Raw genomic sequence first — 14581 nt, forward strand, 5'->3', positions numbered from 1 at the left:
CAGGTGCGGGGCCCTTTCGTACGTATGGGCGCCGCCGTGGTGGAGCACCAGTCCCCGTGTCGGTTCGGTGTGGTCCGCATTCATGTACGAATCCCCATTGGGCCATGGCCTGATGTGACAGGGTGGCGCGACAGCCGTCGCGTTTGACGCGGGCGGGGTCACGGGTGGGGGTGGCGGGCATGGCAGAGCTCGGCAAGGGTGCGAACACGCAGGTGGGGAGCGGACGTATCACCGCCGAACTGCATGTGGTGGGTGACCCGGTCGACCTGAGCGCCCTGCTCGTCGCCGCGGACGGCAGAGTCAGGTCCGACGACGACATGGTCTTCTACAACCAGCCCTCCGCCGAGTCGGGCGCGGTCCGCCATCTCGCCGCCGACGGCACCGGCCCCGAACGCGTCGAGGTGGACCCGTCCGCGCTGCCCGCAGACGTGGACCGCGTGGTCCTGGTCGGCAGCTGCGACCCCGACGACGCGACCCGCACCTTCCGCGAGGTCAAGGAGGTACGGGTCCGCGCGGTGCAGGACGGCGCCGACCCGGTCCTCTTCCGCCCACCGCCCCTCACGGACGGCGAACGCGCCGTGCTCCTGCTGGAGTTCTACCGCCGGGGCCCGTCCTGGAAGCTGCGCGCCATCGGCCAGGGGTACGCCGAGGGGTTGGCGGGCCTGGCGACGGACTTCGGGGTACGGGTGGAGGAGCCGGAGGAGCCGGAGGGCCCGGGAGAGACAGGGACGACCGCGGCGGCCGGCCGGTCGGATGCGGGCGGGGCGCCCACGTCCCCACCTCCACCCGCACCACCGATGAGCCTGGTGAAGCCGCCCCTCGGCACGGTCAGTCTCGACAAGGGCAGCCAGATCTCGATCAGCCTGGACAAGAAGGATCGCGAGTTGGTGGTCACGGCGTCCCTGGAGTGGGATGGCGGCAGCGAGCAGCGCCGGAAGAAGGGCGCGGACCTGGATCTGTACGCGCTGTTCGTGCCGGCGTCGAAGGCCCTGCGCGGAGGCGCGGCGATACCGGGCACGCTGGTGAAGGCGGGGCATGCGGCACAGGGCGAGCCGCTGCGACCCGGAGGCGGAACGGGCCGTGCCCAGGGCACCGGGAGCACGGGCGACGCGGCCAGGAAGGGGTCGGGAAAGGAGAAGGGCGGGAAGGGCGGGGACGTCGTCTACTACAAGCGTCTCGGCTCGCTGAAGAACCGGCCCTTCGTCCAACTCGACGGCGACGCCCGCGTCCCGGGCCGGGAGGCCGTCCGTATCGTCCGTCCCGACGAGCAGGGTTACGTGCTGTTGTGCGCGTACTCCGCGGTCAGCAACGGCTTCGGCTCCTTCCGCAGCTTCGGCGCGAAGGTCGTCGTCACGGACGGCCGTGGCTCCACGGTCACGGTTCCCCTCTTCGAGAACACCAAGACCCGCTACTGGGTGGCCATCGCCCTGGTCGACTTCACCGCTCCGGACGGGGCGGCCATCCACCACGTAGAGGCGTACAGCGCCCGCATGACGGAACGCCGGCCGGTCCTGCACCCGGACGGCACCATCGAGATGAACGGCGGCCCGGTGGAGTTCAAGCGGCGCTGACAGCCTGCTCGCCGGCCCGCATGAGGACTGTGCCGGACGCCGTCAAGGGCTTACGTGTCCCCACTGGCACTTCATGACGGCGCTCGGGGGCACAGGGAAAGCACGACAGCGGGGCTTGTGGCGGATTGCTACCTCCGTGCGCTGCCTGTCCGCACTGCCGCCGGTTTGGTCCAACAGGCAGCCTGGGACGTGTGCCGCTGGGTGCCGTGTCAATCGGACGGCCAGAGCGGCTGGCAGCACCGAAGCGGGGAAACACATGGTCACACGCAGGGTTGGGGGTCGGAATCGAAGCGCCGTATCGGTGGAGCATGTCGTGGCGGCCGCGCGCGTCGCAGGCGTACTCGTCACGGCGTTCCGTATCCACGTCTCGCTACGACGGCTCGAAGCCCTCGCTCAGGAGAAGCAGCGACGAGACACGCTGACCGAGTACCGACGGGACCACCACCGACTGATCGGGCGGGCCACCGAGGATCCGTCGCTCCTTCCGGTGCTCGACGCGTACGAGGGAGATCTGCACCCGGACACCCAGCGTCGGCATCTGTTCGCGAACGACCTCTACCAGCATGCCTATCAGGGGTACCAGCTCGGCGTGCTCAGCCTGGCCGACCTGCACGGCCACCTCCGCTACATCTTCCAGAGCCGCGCCATGCGCGACTACTGGGAGGCCACCCGGCATCACAGGGCGAGCCTGGTGGCGGACTCGGAGGAAGCCGAACTCGGCAGGATGGTCGACGCTCTCGTGGCGGCCCTGGACGACGCCGAGGAGGACGGCGACGACTGGTGGGTCGTCGGAGACGCTCCTGAGAGACGCTGACAGACACCCCTAAGAATTGACAACCTGTGCCATCGGAGTCGGACCAACCCGTGCCATCAGCGGTGCATATATGCATCCTTACGGGTGAAGAATGCGCGCCGGATTTCTCTGAGCCACAACTGCCTTGCCACAGATGTAAGTTGGGCGCCCAATTGTCACTTCGATCATGGCAAGGACCGAACCACTTTGAAGATCGTTCGCCGCGTTGGGGCGTCCCCAGTCGAGCGGGGAAGTGTCGGAGGCCAGGCCTGCCCCGACATCTTCGAACTCGATGACGGCCGCTTCGCCGTCATCGGAACCGACACTACCGACCTGCTTGACGGCAGCCTCCCCGCCGATGCCTCACGTGGTGGCCACGAGAGGATCGTGGTGATCACCCGCGACACTCTGCTCCGCGCCAAAGCGGACATCCCCGACCTCTGACAAGCCCTCTCCGTAGGTCCCGAGCCCTCCGGAGGCCGAGCCGGCCGCGTCACCCGCCTTTCGCAGTCCGGGCGGGTGACGGGCCACGCCTCACCTTGCACGGTGGGTGCCCCTGGCACTCCGAGCGACAACGTGTTCCATAGAGGTCCTCGTGAGGACACCATGGAGCCATGCGCCGAAGGACACCGGATACCAACACCTGGCTGGATTCCCCCGACCCCGTACTTGCCCTGGCTCAGGGCGACCTGGCCTTCTACGAGAAAACGCGGGACTCGGCTCGTCGTTGGTATCGCTTGAGCGAGCTGGGCGCACTTGCCACGTCGTCGTCCACGGTGGTGGCGGCAGGACTCGGCGCCCCGGCATGGCTGACTGCTCTCATCGCGGGTGGAGCCCTGTTCTTCACCGGTTTTCGCCAGGTTTTCGCGCACGGTCCCCGCTATGTGCTGGCGGCGCAGTCACGTGAGGTCCTCCGACGAGCCATCAACCGGTATCAACTGCTGCCTGAGTCCGACCGCGACGAAGGGGCCCGGCAGGAACTGCTCGCAGCCGTCGAGCGGGTCGGCGACGAGGAACTCCGTCAGTGGGTCGAGCAACGACACCAGACCTCGGTGGGCCGCAGCGAGCCGTCAGGCAGCCCCGCTCCCCTGACCTGATCGCCCACAGAACCCGGCGTCTCGGTTCGGGAAGCCGGGATCGAGGTCATCAACTCCCCCTGCCCATAGGGGCAGATGCAGCTTGTTGGATCGCTCGGTGGACTGGGCCGGCCCTGTAAGCGCGCTGATCGGTGGCGGCATCGCCGTCGTACCCGGCTGGACAGTGGAGCGAGGCCGATGGAAGCGCGAGGAACGACGGTACGAGCCAGACCGACGCACGACCGCGACCGACGGCGACGCCGAATTCGAGCGAGTCCGGCACGCCTTCAACGACACCCGCCAGGAACTCAGGGACAGAATGCGAGCGGACCTGGACTCGCTGCGACAGGCGCTCGCGCAGGGGCCGACCGAGCCTTCCCCATCGCCCGACCTTGTGATCCGTAGCTCAAGATCGACGAAGTCGTGCCCCGGCTTCGGAATGCCGACCGGATGACGTCGTGCCACGCTGAGACCGGGGATCGAGTCAGTCCGGGTGATCGGAGCTGGACCGGATGGCTCTGCGACCCGAGGAGGCCGGTATGGCCAGTTATGCCACCCAGCCCAAATCGGCCGGCGCGGCCGACCCACAGCCATGGCATGGGCCCACATCCGGTACCACCGTCTTCGCGGCGATGCTGATGATGTTCGGTGGAGCGATGGCGATCTTCGAGGGAATCGCGGCCCTCGCCGAGGACGACCTGTTCATCGCGACACGTAACTACGTGTTCGAGTTCAGCCTGACGGGCTGGGGCTGGGTCCACCTCATTCTGGGAATCATCCTCGTCTTCGCGGGTTGCGCCGTGCTCACCGGAGCACTGTGGGGGCGCTTCTTCGGTGTGTTCGTGGCCGGGCTGGGGGCGCTCGCCAACTTCCTGTGGGTGCCGTACTACCCCCTGTGGGCCCTGTCGCTGGTCGCCGTCAACATCTTCGTCGTCTGGGCGCTGTGCACGGGCATGCACCGAGAGGCCGACGACGGCCGGGTGACCTGACACCGGTGTGCCCGACCGACTGGCCGGGCTCCCCGATGCCAAAAGCCCCCGCCCCGCGAGGAAATCGCGGGGCGGGGGCTTTCAGGTGTGTGCTTACTTCTTCTTGCCCTGATTCTTGACGGCCTCGATCGCCGCCGCCGCCGCGTCCGGGTCCAGGTAGGTTCCGCCCGGGTTCAGCGGCTTGAAGTCGGCGTCGAGTTCGTAGGCGAGGGGGATGCCCGTGGGGATGTTCAAGCCTGCGATGTCCGCGTCCGAGACGCCGTCCAGGTGCTTGACGAGGGCGCGGAGGCTGTTGCCGTGGGCCGCGACCAGGACCGTGCGGCCGGCCAGGAGGTCGGGGACGATGCCGTCGTACCAGTACGGGAGCATGCGGACGACGACGTCCTTCAGGCACTCCGTGCGAGGGCGGAGCTCCGGGGGGATCGTCGCGTAGCGCGGGTCGTCCGACTGGGAGAACTCCGTGCCGTCCGCGAGCGGGGGCGGCGGCGTGTCGTACGAGCGGCGCCACAGCATGAACTGCTCCTCGCCGAACTCCGCGAGGGTCTGCGCCTTGTCCTTGCCCTGGAGGGCGCCGTAGTGGCGCTCGTTCAGGCGCCAGGAGCGGTGGACCGGGATCCAGTGGCGGTCCGCCGACTCCAGCGACAGCTGGGCGGTGCGGATCGCGCGCTTCTGGAGGGACGTGTGGACCACGTCGGGGAGAAGGCCGGCGTCCTTCAGGAGCTCGCCGCCGCGGACTGCCTCCTTCTCGCCCTTCTCGTTGAGGTTGACGTCCACCCAGCCGGTGAACAGGTTCTTCGCGTTCCATTCGCTCTCGCCGTGGCGGAGGAGGATCAGCTTGTACGGTGCGTCGGCCATGCGCATGAGCGTAATCCAAGGCTTTGATCCGTTGCGCGCCCGCCCGGCAGCCGGACACGCATCCGCTCGGCAGCCGGACAGTTGACGGGATCTGTTAAATGGCTGGCCCTCCCCCGCGATGGATTCGTAATGTGTGCCTACCGCTCCAGCCGCTTACATCCGTGGGGGATCCGCATGACCGCCGCCGCCCTGAGACGTGTCACGCGCGAGACGCTCTCCGGTCTTCCCCGCGAGTTCTGGTGGCTCTGGACCAGCACACTCGTGAACCGGCTCGGCGCGTTCGTCGCCACCTTCATGGCGCTCTATCTCACCCTCGACCGCGGCTACTCCGCCTCGTACGCCGGACTGGTCGCCGCGCTCCACGGGCTCGGCGGTGTCATCTCCTCCCTCGGCGCGGGCGTCATGACGGACCGGCTCGGACGGCGGCCCACCCTCCTCGTCGCCCAGTCGTCGACCGCCGTCTCCGTCGCACTGCTCGGCTTCGTGCACCACCCGGTCGCGATCGCCGCCGTCGCTTTCCTGGTGGGCATGGCAAGCAACGCCTCCCGGCCTGCCGTGCAGGCGATGATGGCCGACATCGTCCGGCCCGAGGACCGCGTCCGGGCCTTCTCCCTCAACTACTGGGCCATCAACCTGGGGTTCGCCGTCTCCGCCATGGCGGCCGGGTTCATCGCCGAGTTCAGCTACCTCGCCGGCTTCCTCATCGAGGCCGGGATGACCATGATCTGCGCGATCCTCGTCTTCGCGAAGCTGCCCGAATCCCGGCCCGTGCGGGTGTCCAAGGGCGTCGACGAACCCGAGGTCGGGCTCGGGACCGTGCTGCGCGACGGGCGCTTCATGAGCGTCGTCGGGCTGTCCTTCCTCGTCTCGCTGATCTTCCAGCAGGGGTATCTGGGCCTGCCCGTGGCGATGGGCGAGGCCGGGTTCACGCCCGCCGACTACGGCATGGCGATCGCGGTCAACGGCGTCCTCATCGTCGTCCTCCAGATTCCCGTCACCCGCTTCATCGAGCACCGGGATCCGAGGCGGCTTCTCGTCCTCTCGTCCCTCCTCGCCGGGTACGGGTTCGGGCTCACCGCCTTCGCCGGGTCGGTCGGCGTCTTCGCGCTCACGGTCTGCGTCTGGACCCTCGCCGAGATCGTCAACGCGCCCACCCAGACCAGCCTCGTCGTCCGTCTCTCCCCCACCCACGGCCGCGGCCGCTACCAGGGCATGTACACCATGTCCTGGTCCGTGGCCGCCCTCGTCGCACCCCTGATGTCCGGTTTCGTCATCGACCGGTACGGGGCGGAGTGGCTGTGGGGCGCGTGCGCGGTCATCGGCACGGTCACCGGTGTGGGGTACGGGGCCCTGATGCGCCACCTTCCGACGCACGACCCGGAGGAGCCGGAGAAGCCGGGGACCACGGAACCCAAAGCCGCCGAGGCACCTCTTGCTGCCCCTAAGCCCGAGGTCAGCGCCTCATAGGCCGGCCCCCGCCACATCTCACGTAACCGTGCGCCTCACGGATGCATCCGCGCCCCCTTGAGCACCTTGTCCACCGCGTTGCGCGGCCCGTACACCGCGAGCCCCACCAGGTCCAGCTCCGCCGTCGGTACGGCCCGTACCGCCGCCCGGTTGTCGCGGTCGTTGCCCGTGGTGAACAGGTCGGAGGTGAAGAGCGCGCGGGGCAGGGCGCGGGAGAGGGTCCGGGTGTGGGCCGCGGTCAGCGTCTCCTTCGTACCCTCGAAGACCAGGACGGGCTGGCGGAACATCGGCAGGTAGCCGGTCCCGTCGGCGTCCTCGTACGGCTCGCCGATCACCTCGGGCACGGACGCCCCGATCCCGCTCACGAGGAACGCGGTCACGTTCAGCCGCTGCCACGGCTCCAGGTCCTCCCGCAACAGGACGGCGATCTTGGTGTCGAAGCGGACGGGTTCGGCGTGGGCGGGTTCCGTGGAAACGCGGGCGGGTTCCGTGGGAAGGGGTTCAGCGTTCATGCACTGAGACTGCCGAGCCGCGTACGTCCCCGTCTTGTACGTTCTTTGCATGGTCGCCCAGCGTGAGGTCTCCGCGTGGCGCCCGCGCGTACCGGGTGTCGTGGAGGTGTTCCACGCCCATTTCACGGAGTACGCGTATCCGATGCACGTCCATGACGCGTGGACGCTGCTGATCGTCGACGCGGGGGCCGTGCGGTACGACCTCGACCGGCACGAGCACGGCACCCCGCACGACACGGTCTCGCTGCTCCCGCCGCACGTCCCGCACAACGGCTCGCCGGTCACTCCGTCCGGTTTCCGCAAGCGGGTGCTGTACCTGGACCTCAGCCGGCTCGACGAGACCTATATCGGCCCGGCGGTGGACACCCCGGACCTCGTCGACCCCGTACTGCGCCGGCGCGTCGGGCAGCTGCACACCGCCCTCGCCCACCCCGGCGACGAGCTGGAGGCGGAGAGCAGGCTGACCCTGATCGGCGAGCGGCTGCGCGACCATCTGCGCCCGCGGGCAGGGGAGGACCTTCCGCCTCGGCCCGACCACCCCCTTGCCCACGACCTGCGCAAACTCCTCGACGAGCGGCTCGTCCAGGGGGTGAACCTGGAGGAGGCCGCGAGTCTGGTGCACGCGCACCCCGCCCACCTTGTACGGGCGTTCAGCGGTGCCTTCGGGATCGCCCCGCACCAGTACCTGATGTCCCGCCGCGTCGACCTCGCCCGCCGCCTCCTCCTCGACGGCCGCACACCGGGCGAGGTGGCGGCGGAGACCGGCTTCTACGACCAATCGCATCTGACCCGGCACTTCAAGCGGCTGGTCGGGGTGGCTCCGGGGCGCTACCGCCTCAGCGCGCGCTGAACGTCCGGGATGGCACGTCCGGGATCTCGCGCTGGGCCTCGTACAGGTTCCGCGGGCGTACCGTCCCCGAGGTCCCGTACAGCTCCAGGCGGGAGTGCAGGTCTCCGGAGAAGTCGGGTACGTCGATCTGGTCGAACTCCGTCACCTCGTTGATGCCGACGGTGGCGCTGTAGGGCGCGAGGCCGTCGATCCTCGTCAGGCCGGCGCGGGCGTTGGTGACGCGGATGTTCCAGTGCGTGAACCGGGCGCCGAAGAGCGGTCCTGCGACCGCATCGCCGCCGTGGCGGCCGTTGTTGGTGACCGTGATGTCGGTACGGACGTTCGCGAAGGGCATGCCCCGGTGGGTGTCGAAGGTACCCATGCGCATGTCACCGCGCGACCAGACGTTGTACGAGGACAGCCCCTCCACGTTGATGCCGTGGAGCTGGGTCCCCGCGGGGGCCGGGGTCGTGCGCTGCTCGATGACGAAGTCCTCGACGAGGTTGTCGTGCGAGCCCTCGCGGCAGAAGTACGGGTGGTGCGTCCCCCGGCCCGCGACCCGGGTGCCGCGCAGGGTGCAGGCGGAGGCGGACACCAGGCCGAAGCCGTTGTCCATGTGGCGTACGACGATGTCGTCGGCCCAGCAGTCGTACGCGCACTGGAAGGTGACGCCGTTGTGGCCCCGGTCGAGGAGGTGCGGGGCCTGCGGGGTCTCGACGGCTTCGAGGGTGAGGCCCTCGACACCCGAGCCGGTGAGCGCCTCCACGTGGGTGGTGAGGCGCGGGTCCCATTCGGGGCGGGTGTCGAGCGGGAGCGGGCGTTCCAGGGTGACTTTTCTGCCCCGCACGCGCGCGATGCGCACGGGCCACTCGTACGGCACGTAGCTGGTCAATTTTGTCTTGTCGTCCCAGTGGTACGCCTCCGGGCCCGGGCCGCCGCCCGCCATGTGTTCCAGGAGGGTGTGCCCGGCGTCGTCGGCGAGGCGGAGGAGGACGAGGCGGCCGGGTCTGAGTCGTCCCGGGTCCGCGACCGTCACCGTCCAGGAGCCCCGGCGGGCGGGCCCGACCCTGGTCAGGGTCTCCCACTCGTCCCGCTTGTTGCCGGTCCAGCCCTCGAAGGGCCAGGCCTTCGCCCGGATGGCGTTCGTCAGGGTGGCGAAACGGTCCGCCGGGCAGAACCAGATGAGGCCGCCCGCCCATGACCAGGACGACTTGTCGCCGCCGTAGCGCGAACCGTGGGCGCCGATCAGCTCGGTGAGACTGCGGGTCGCGTACAGCTTCGTACGGGCGCTGCCGGCGCCGCGCAGGACGACGTTCGAGTGTCCGACGTGGATCAGGCCGTCGAGGCGGTAGGTGCCGGGCGGGATGAGAACCGTGCCGCCGCCGGCCCTTCCGGCGGCAGCGACGGCACGCTTGATCGCGGGGGCGGAGTCGGCCGAGCCGTCCGCCGTGGCGCCGTACGTGCGGACGTCGGCCACGACGGGGCGGCGGGGGAAGTGCGCCGCCCCGGCACGTTGACCGGCCCTGCCGATGTACGGGATCTGCGGGTGCGTGAAGGGCGTGCGGGTGAACTCCCGCCAGAGGGCGGGCACTTGCCCGGGGACTCCACCGGTGAAGTCCCCGTTGACGCCACCGGCGACGTCCCCGGTGGCGGCTGCCGCCCGGCCGCCGGTGGCGGTGCCGGTCACGGCGCCGGCCGCCACCGCTGTCGCGCTGCCGAGCAGGGCCCGTCTGGTGGGGCCTTCCCAACGATCACTCATGCCCGAACCGCCTTCCAGGGATGGGGATTTCCATGGATGTGAACGACGTTCAGATGTGCGTTGGCGGTGAGCATGACACGCGACCCTTGCACGAGGAAAGGGTCGCGCAACGGGTGATTGATGGAGACGCTGATGGAGAGTTAGTACGGACCAGTTGGTCAGTCGGTCGAACGTCGAGTCAGATGACTGAACGCATCGAGGTTGCGCGTGGACTCGCCGCGCGACACCCGCCAGGCGTACTCCTTGCGGATCGCGGAGGCGAAACCGAGCTCCAGGAGGGTGTTGAAACTGCCGTCGGCGGCCTCCAGGACCGAGCCGAGCAGCCGGTCGATCTCGTCGGCGGTGACCGCGGCGAGCGGGAGCTTGCCCGCCACATAGATGTCGCCGAGGGAGTCGACCGCGTAACTCACGCCGTAGAGCCTGAGGTTGCGCTCAAGGAGCCAGCGGTGCACGCCGGGCTCGTTCTCGTCCGGGTGGCGGATGACGAAGGCGTTGAGCGACAGGGAGTGCCTGCCGACGATCAGCGAGACGGTCGTCGACAGCTTGCGGGTGCCGGGCAGCTTCACCACGAAGTGGCCGGGCTCCGGACTCTCCCACTCGATCTCGGCGTCCTTCAGGACCGCCTCGATGGTCCCCGCCGCGCTCTCCACGTCAGCCATGGTGGGAGCGTACGTGACGGCGGTGCTCGTGCATCGCCGCCGTGTAGACGTCCGCCGTGGCGGCGGCGGAGGTGTCCCAGCCGAAGGACTTGGCGTGCCAGGCGGCGGCCGCGCCCATCCGGTCCGGGAGCGCCCGGTTGTCGGCGAAATCGCGCAGCACGCGCGCGTAGTCGACGGGATTGTGGCCCGGGACCAGAAAGCCCGTCTCCTTGTGCCGCACCGCGACGGGCAGACCGCCCACCGCGGCCGCGAGCACCGGTGTCCCCGCCGCCTGTGCCTCTATGGCGACGAGCCCGAAGGACTCGCTGTAGGAGGGCATCACGAGAACGGACGCGGCCCGGAACCAGTCGGCGAGCTGCTCCTGTCCGACCGGCGGCCGGAACCGCACGACGTCGGCGATACCGAGCCGGGCGGCGAGTTTCTGCAGGCCCTCGGGCTTGGCGAGGCCGCTGCCGCTCGGGCCGCCCACGATGGGCACCACGATGTTCGAACGGAGCTCGGGCCGCTCGTCGAGGAGGACGGCGACCGCGCGCAGCAGCACGTCGGGCGCCTTCAGGGGCTGGATGCGGCCGGCGAAGAGCGGTATCAGGGCGTCCTGCGGCAGGCCGAGCCGGTCGCGCGCGGCGGCGCGTCCGTCGGCCGGACGGAACCGGTCGAGGTTCACACCCGGGTGGACGACCGCGACCTTGCCGGGCTCGGCCTCGTAGTGCCGTACGAGCTCGTCGGCCTCTTCGGAGGTGTTGGCGATGAGACGGTCGGCGGCGCGCACGATCTGCGTCTCGCCGATGACCCGGGCGGCGGGCTCGGGGGTGTCGCCGTCGGCCAGGGCGGCGTTCTTGACCTTCGCCATGGTGTGCATCGCGTGCACCAGGGGGGCGCCCCAGCGTTCGGCGGCCAGCCAGCCGACGTGGCCCGAGAGCCAGTAGTGCGAGTGCACCAGGTCGTAGTAGCCGGGCCGGTGACCGGCCCAGGCCTGCATCACCCCGTGCGTGAAGGCACAGAGCTGGGCGGGCAGATCCTCCTTGGCGAGCCCCTCGTACGGGCCTGCGTCCACATGTCGTACGAGGACTCCGGGCGCGAGTTCCACCTTGGGCGGCAGGGCCCCGGTCGTCGCGCGCGTGAAGATCTCGACCTCGATGTTGATCGCGGCGAGGCGCTGGGCCAGCTCCACGATGTAGACGTTCATGCCGCCCGCGTCGCCGGTGCCCGGCTGGTGCAGGGGTGAGGTGTGCACGGAGAGCATCGCCACGCGGCGGGGCCGACGGTGCACCCTCAGCCTCGAAGGGGCCGCCGGGGAGCGGAGCCCGAGCCTGCTCACGTACTGGCTCACGTGGCGTTCCTCCTTGCTGCGGACTTGCTCTGACCGTGTCGCGGGCATGCCTGACGGAGGACGTGAAACGCCCTCCAGCTCCTTGAACGCCGGAGCACTCTGCTCCATTTCCTCTTTGCCGAATCATTACTGGGGGTCGCTCAACCGTTCGATGGTGTGTTGCGTAGGGGATGCGGGTGGGCGTTGCTTTTCCTCGCCCCCGCCGCCCCTACCCATTCCCGTCCCTTGCTCAGGGGCTCCGCCCCCGAACCCCCGTGCGCAGTTCCCCGCGCCCCTAAAAGGGCGCGGGGAACTGCGCGACCAGCCACGACGAACCCGCACGCACAACCCAACCCGGCGCCGCAGGCGCCCGCACCGCCTACCCTTACCCCCATGAAAGCCCGCGCAGCGACCCCCGTCGGGACGGTGACGCGCGGTACCACCAACCCCAACCGCCTCCGCCGCATGGACCGCTGGATCGCGACGACCCACGGTGCCGAACTGCGCAGGTCGGACGCCCCCGTGGCCGTGGATCTCGGATACGGCGCGGCCCCCTGGACGGCGGTGGAGCTCCTCCAGCGCCTCCGTACCGCCGCCCCCCGCACCCGCGTGGTCGGCGTGGAGATCGACCCGGCCCGGGTCGCGGCCGCGAAGCCGTACGAACGGGAGGGGCTGGAGTTCCGGCACGGCGGCTTCGAGATCCCCCTGCCGAAGCGGCCGTCGCTGATCCGCGCGGCGAACGTGCTGCGGCAGTACGAGGAGGCGGAGGTCGCCGAGGTCTGGGCGCGGCTGTGCACCCGTCTCGCTCCGGCGGGCGCCGACTCGCGGGGCGGGCTCCTCGTCGAGGGCACGTGCGACGAGATCGGCCGCCGGCACGTATGGGTCGCGCTCGGCCCCGAGGGCCCGCGAACCGTCACGTTCGCCACCCGCCTCGGCTCCCTGGACCGCCCGTCCGACCTGGCCGAACGCCTCCCCAAGGCCCTCATCCACCGCAACGTCCCGGGCGAACCGGTGCACGCCTTCCTCCGCGATTTCGACCGGGCCTGGGCGGCCGCGGCGCCGTACGCCTCGTACGGTGCCCGACAGCGCTGGCTCCGGGCCGTACGCGATCTGACGGCGGACTGGCCGGTCACGGACGGGGCGTCGCGCTGGCGGCAGGGCGAAGTGACCGTGCGCTGGGAGGCGTTGGCGCCTCGCTCGTAGGCCGGCCGGGCCGACGGAGCCGTGGGGCGGTACGGCGGGAACGATCTCGGTGAGTCGTTCGTCACATTGGCGGGGAACGCGCGGGAGATCATCGTCGAGTGGGCAGTGAGGGGTGGGGAACGGGCGGTGCGCGGGAGGGAGTTCCTGCCCGCCTCTGTCACATTGCGCGCCGACATGGCACGATCCCCGAGGCCTTCGTAAGTTACTGACGGTAAATCAACTTGGGGGTTGGTCCATGGGAACCGGCAAGCGGAGCCTGACCACTACGGCCATGGCCCTGGCCTGCGCGGCAACCATCCTGTCCGCGCCTGGAGTGGCCTTCGCGGCCCCGACTCCGCCCCCCACGCCGACTCCGACTCCACCTCAGAGTTCAACACCCGCGAGCACCAAGGACCTTGAAGCGGTCCGCAAGAAGCTGGACACGCTCTACCACGACGCGGCGGTCGCCACGGACGCGTACAACCTCGCGGAGGAGCGGGCCGAGGAGCAGTCGACGCAGATCGTCGGGCTGGCGCGCTCGATCGTCGAGGGGCAGGCGAGGCTGGACCACCTGAAGGACCGCGCGGGCGCCGCGGCCCGCGCCCAGTACCGCAGCGGCGGACTGCCGGACGAGGCCAAGCTGATGCTCAGCGACGACCCGGCGCAGTTCCTGGACGGCGCGGGCCGGATCCGCGAGGGCGCCCAGGCGACCAAGGGCCTGCTCGCCGAAATGAAGCGCACCCAGGAGGACTTGGAGCAGTACGCGCGCGACGCGGCGGCCCAGTGGAAGAAGCTGGAGTCCAACCGCGAGGCGAAGGAAAAGGCCAAGAAGAAGGTCAAGAAGCAGATCGCCGCCGCCGAGAAGCTCGAGTCGCAGCTGGAGAAGGAAGAGAAGAAGCGCCTGGCGAAGCTGGAGCAGCAGGCCGCGTACAAGGCGCAGTCGGCCTGGCTGGGCTCCGGAGTCCTCGACGAGATCAGCGGCAAGGCGTCGGCCCAGGGCAAGAAGGCCGTGGAGTACGCGACGAAGCAGATCGGCAAGGCGTACGAATGGGGCGCCGAGGGGCCCAACACCTTCGACTGCTCGGGCCTGACCTCACAGGCGTGGGCGGCAGCCGGGCAGGGCATCCCGCGCACGTCCCAGGAGCAGTGGAAACAGCTCGACCGCATCGCCGTCGAGGCCATGCGCCCCGGCGACCTCATCATCTACAACTCGGACGCCAGCCATGTCGCGCTCTACATAGGCGACGGCGCGATCATCCACGCCCCCCGCCCGGGACGTACGGTGACGATCGCGGGAGCGGGATCGATGCCGATACTCGGAGTCGTACGCCCCGAACAGTGACGCCGCCGGCCTTCACCGCTGACGCCGCCGGTCCGGCAGTGATGCCGCCGGTCCACCCGGACCGGACGTCCGGCCTGAGGGGCGCCCACTCGTCCACCCGGACCGGGCACCCGCCCAGGAAAGCCCGGCCACCCACCGGGGTCGTACGTCCTACAAGTGGCACTTGGCCGCTTTGGTGCCGCGATCGGCGTGACCTGTCGCACGTGATGCGCGGCACGTTCCGGGCCGCCCGGCAACC

Annotated in this window: 14 protein-coding genes; 9 read left to right on the plus strand and 5 right to left on the minus strand. The window is 69.9% G+C overall.

Translation table 11 applies throughout. The annotated features are described in order from the left end of the window. Positions 1-179: 179 nt before the first annotated feature. The 5 genes from QF035_RS24500 (at position 180) to QF035_RS24520 (ending at position 4429) form a co-directional block, all read left to right on the plus strand. Positions 180-1571 (plus strand): TerD family protein, encoded by a 1392-nt coding sequence (locus tag QF035_RS24500; protein WP_307522699.1) that lies wholly within the window; start codon positions 180-182, stop codon positions 1569-1571. A gap of 313 nt (positions 1572-1884) precedes the next feature. Further along, on the plus strand, positions 1885-2385 hold the full coding sequence (locus QF035_RS24505) for a DUF6082 family protein (protein ID WP_307522700.1): 501 nt from the start codon (positions 1885-1887) through the stop codon (positions 2383-2385). Positions 2386-2571: 186 nt separating this feature from the next. After that, entirely contained in the window at positions 2572-2808 is a 237-nt protein-coding gene (locus QF035_RS24510) for a hypothetical protein (protein ID WP_307531390.1), read from the plus strand. 170 nt (positions 2809-2978) lie between these two features. Next, complete coding sequence (locus QF035_RS24515; RefSeq protein ID WP_307522702.1) at positions 2979-3461, plus strand: SLATT domain-containing protein; 483 nt, start codon at positions 2979-2981, stop codon at positions 3459-3461. A 518-nt stretch (positions 3462-3979) separates the two neighbouring features. Beyond that, the gene (locus QF035_RS24520) at positions 3980-4429 is read left to right on the plus strand and encodes a DUF7144 family membrane protein (RefSeq protein ID WP_373466712.1); all 450 of its coding nucleotides are present in this window, start codon (positions 3980-3982) and stop codon (positions 4427-4429) included. 93 nt (positions 4430-4522) lie between these two features. On the opposite strand, the gene QF035_RS24525 is transcribed toward QF035_RS24520, so the two are convergent. After that, complete coding sequence (locus QF035_RS24525; protein WP_307522704.1) at positions 4523-5284, minus strand: phosphoglyceromutase; 762 nt, start codon at positions 5282-5284, stop codon at positions 4523-4525. 174 nt (positions 5285-5458) lie between these two features. On the opposite strand from QF035_RS24525, the gene QF035_RS24530 reads away from it, so the two are divergent. Beyond that, positions 5459-6751 carry an MDR family MFS transporter gene (locus QF035_RS24530; protein ID WP_307522706.1) on the plus strand — a complete coding sequence of 431 codons (1293 nt, stop codon included), beginning with the start codon at positions 5459-5461 and terminating at the stop codon, positions 6749-6751. Positions 6752-6786: 35 nt separating this feature from the next. Here the strand turns inward: QF035_RS24530 and QF035_RS24535 are convergent, their stop codons facing one another. Beyond that, on the minus strand, positions 6787-7263 hold the full coding sequence (locus tag QF035_RS24535; protein ID WP_307522707.1) for a DUF2000 domain-containing protein: 477 nt from the start codon (positions 7261-7263) through the stop codon (positions 6787-6789). A 49-nt stretch (positions 7264-7312) separates the two neighbouring features. Between QF035_RS24535 and QF035_RS24540 the strand changes: the two genes are divergently transcribed. After that, positions 7313-8113 (plus strand): helix-turn-helix transcriptional regulator, encoded by an 801-nt coding sequence (locus QF035_RS24540; protein WP_307522708.1) that lies wholly within the window; start codon positions 7313-7315, stop codon positions 8111-8113. On the opposite strand, the gene QF035_RS24545 is transcribed toward QF035_RS24540, so the two are convergent. The 3 genes from QF035_RS24545 to mshA all read right to left on the minus strand — a co-directional run bounded on the left by QF035_RS24545 (position 8100) and on the right by mshA (position 11840). Next, the gene (locus QF035_RS24545; protein ID WP_307522709.1) at positions 8100-9851 is read right to left on the minus strand and encodes a glycosyl hydrolase family 28-related protein; all 1752 of its coding nucleotides are present in this window, start codon (positions 9849-9851) and stop codon (positions 8100-8102) included. The two genes, QF035_RS24540 and QF035_RS24545, sit on opposite strands and share 14 nt — an antisense overlap. A 158-nt stretch (positions 9852-10009) precedes the next feature. Then, complete coding sequence (locus QF035_RS24550) at positions 10010-10510, minus strand: YbjN domain-containing protein (RefSeq protein ID WP_307522711.1); 501 nt, start codon at positions 10508-10510, stop codon at positions 10010-10012. Continuing rightward, the gene (gene mshA, locus QF035_RS24555; RefSeq protein WP_307522712.1) at positions 10503-11840 is read right to left on the minus strand and encodes a D-inositol-3-phosphate glycosyltransferase; all 1338 of its coding nucleotides are present in this window, start codon (positions 11838-11840) and stop codon (positions 10503-10505) included. Before mshA ends, QF035_RS24550 begins: the two co-directional genes overlap by 8 nt. 372 nt (positions 11841-12212) lie before the next feature. Here mshA and QF035_RS24560 point away from each other — a divergent pair, with 372 nt between their 5' ends. After that, positions 12213-13022 carry a class I SAM-dependent methyltransferase gene (locus tag QF035_RS24560; protein ID WP_307522714.1) on the plus strand — a complete coding sequence of 270 codons (810 nt, stop codon included), beginning with the start codon at positions 12213-12215 and terminating at the stop codon, positions 13020-13022. Between the two features lie 235 nt (positions 13023-13257). Beyond that, complete coding sequence (locus tag QF035_RS24565; RefSeq protein ID WP_307522716.1) at positions 13258-14343, plus strand: C40 family peptidase; 1086 nt, start codon at positions 13258-13260, stop codon at positions 14341-14343. Positions 14344-14581 lie beyond the last annotated feature (238 nt).

Source organism: Streptomyces umbrinus, from assembly GCF_030817415.1.
GTDB lineage: Bacteria > Actinomycetota > Actinomycetes > Streptomycetales > Streptomycetaceae > Streptomyces > Streptomyces umbrinus_A.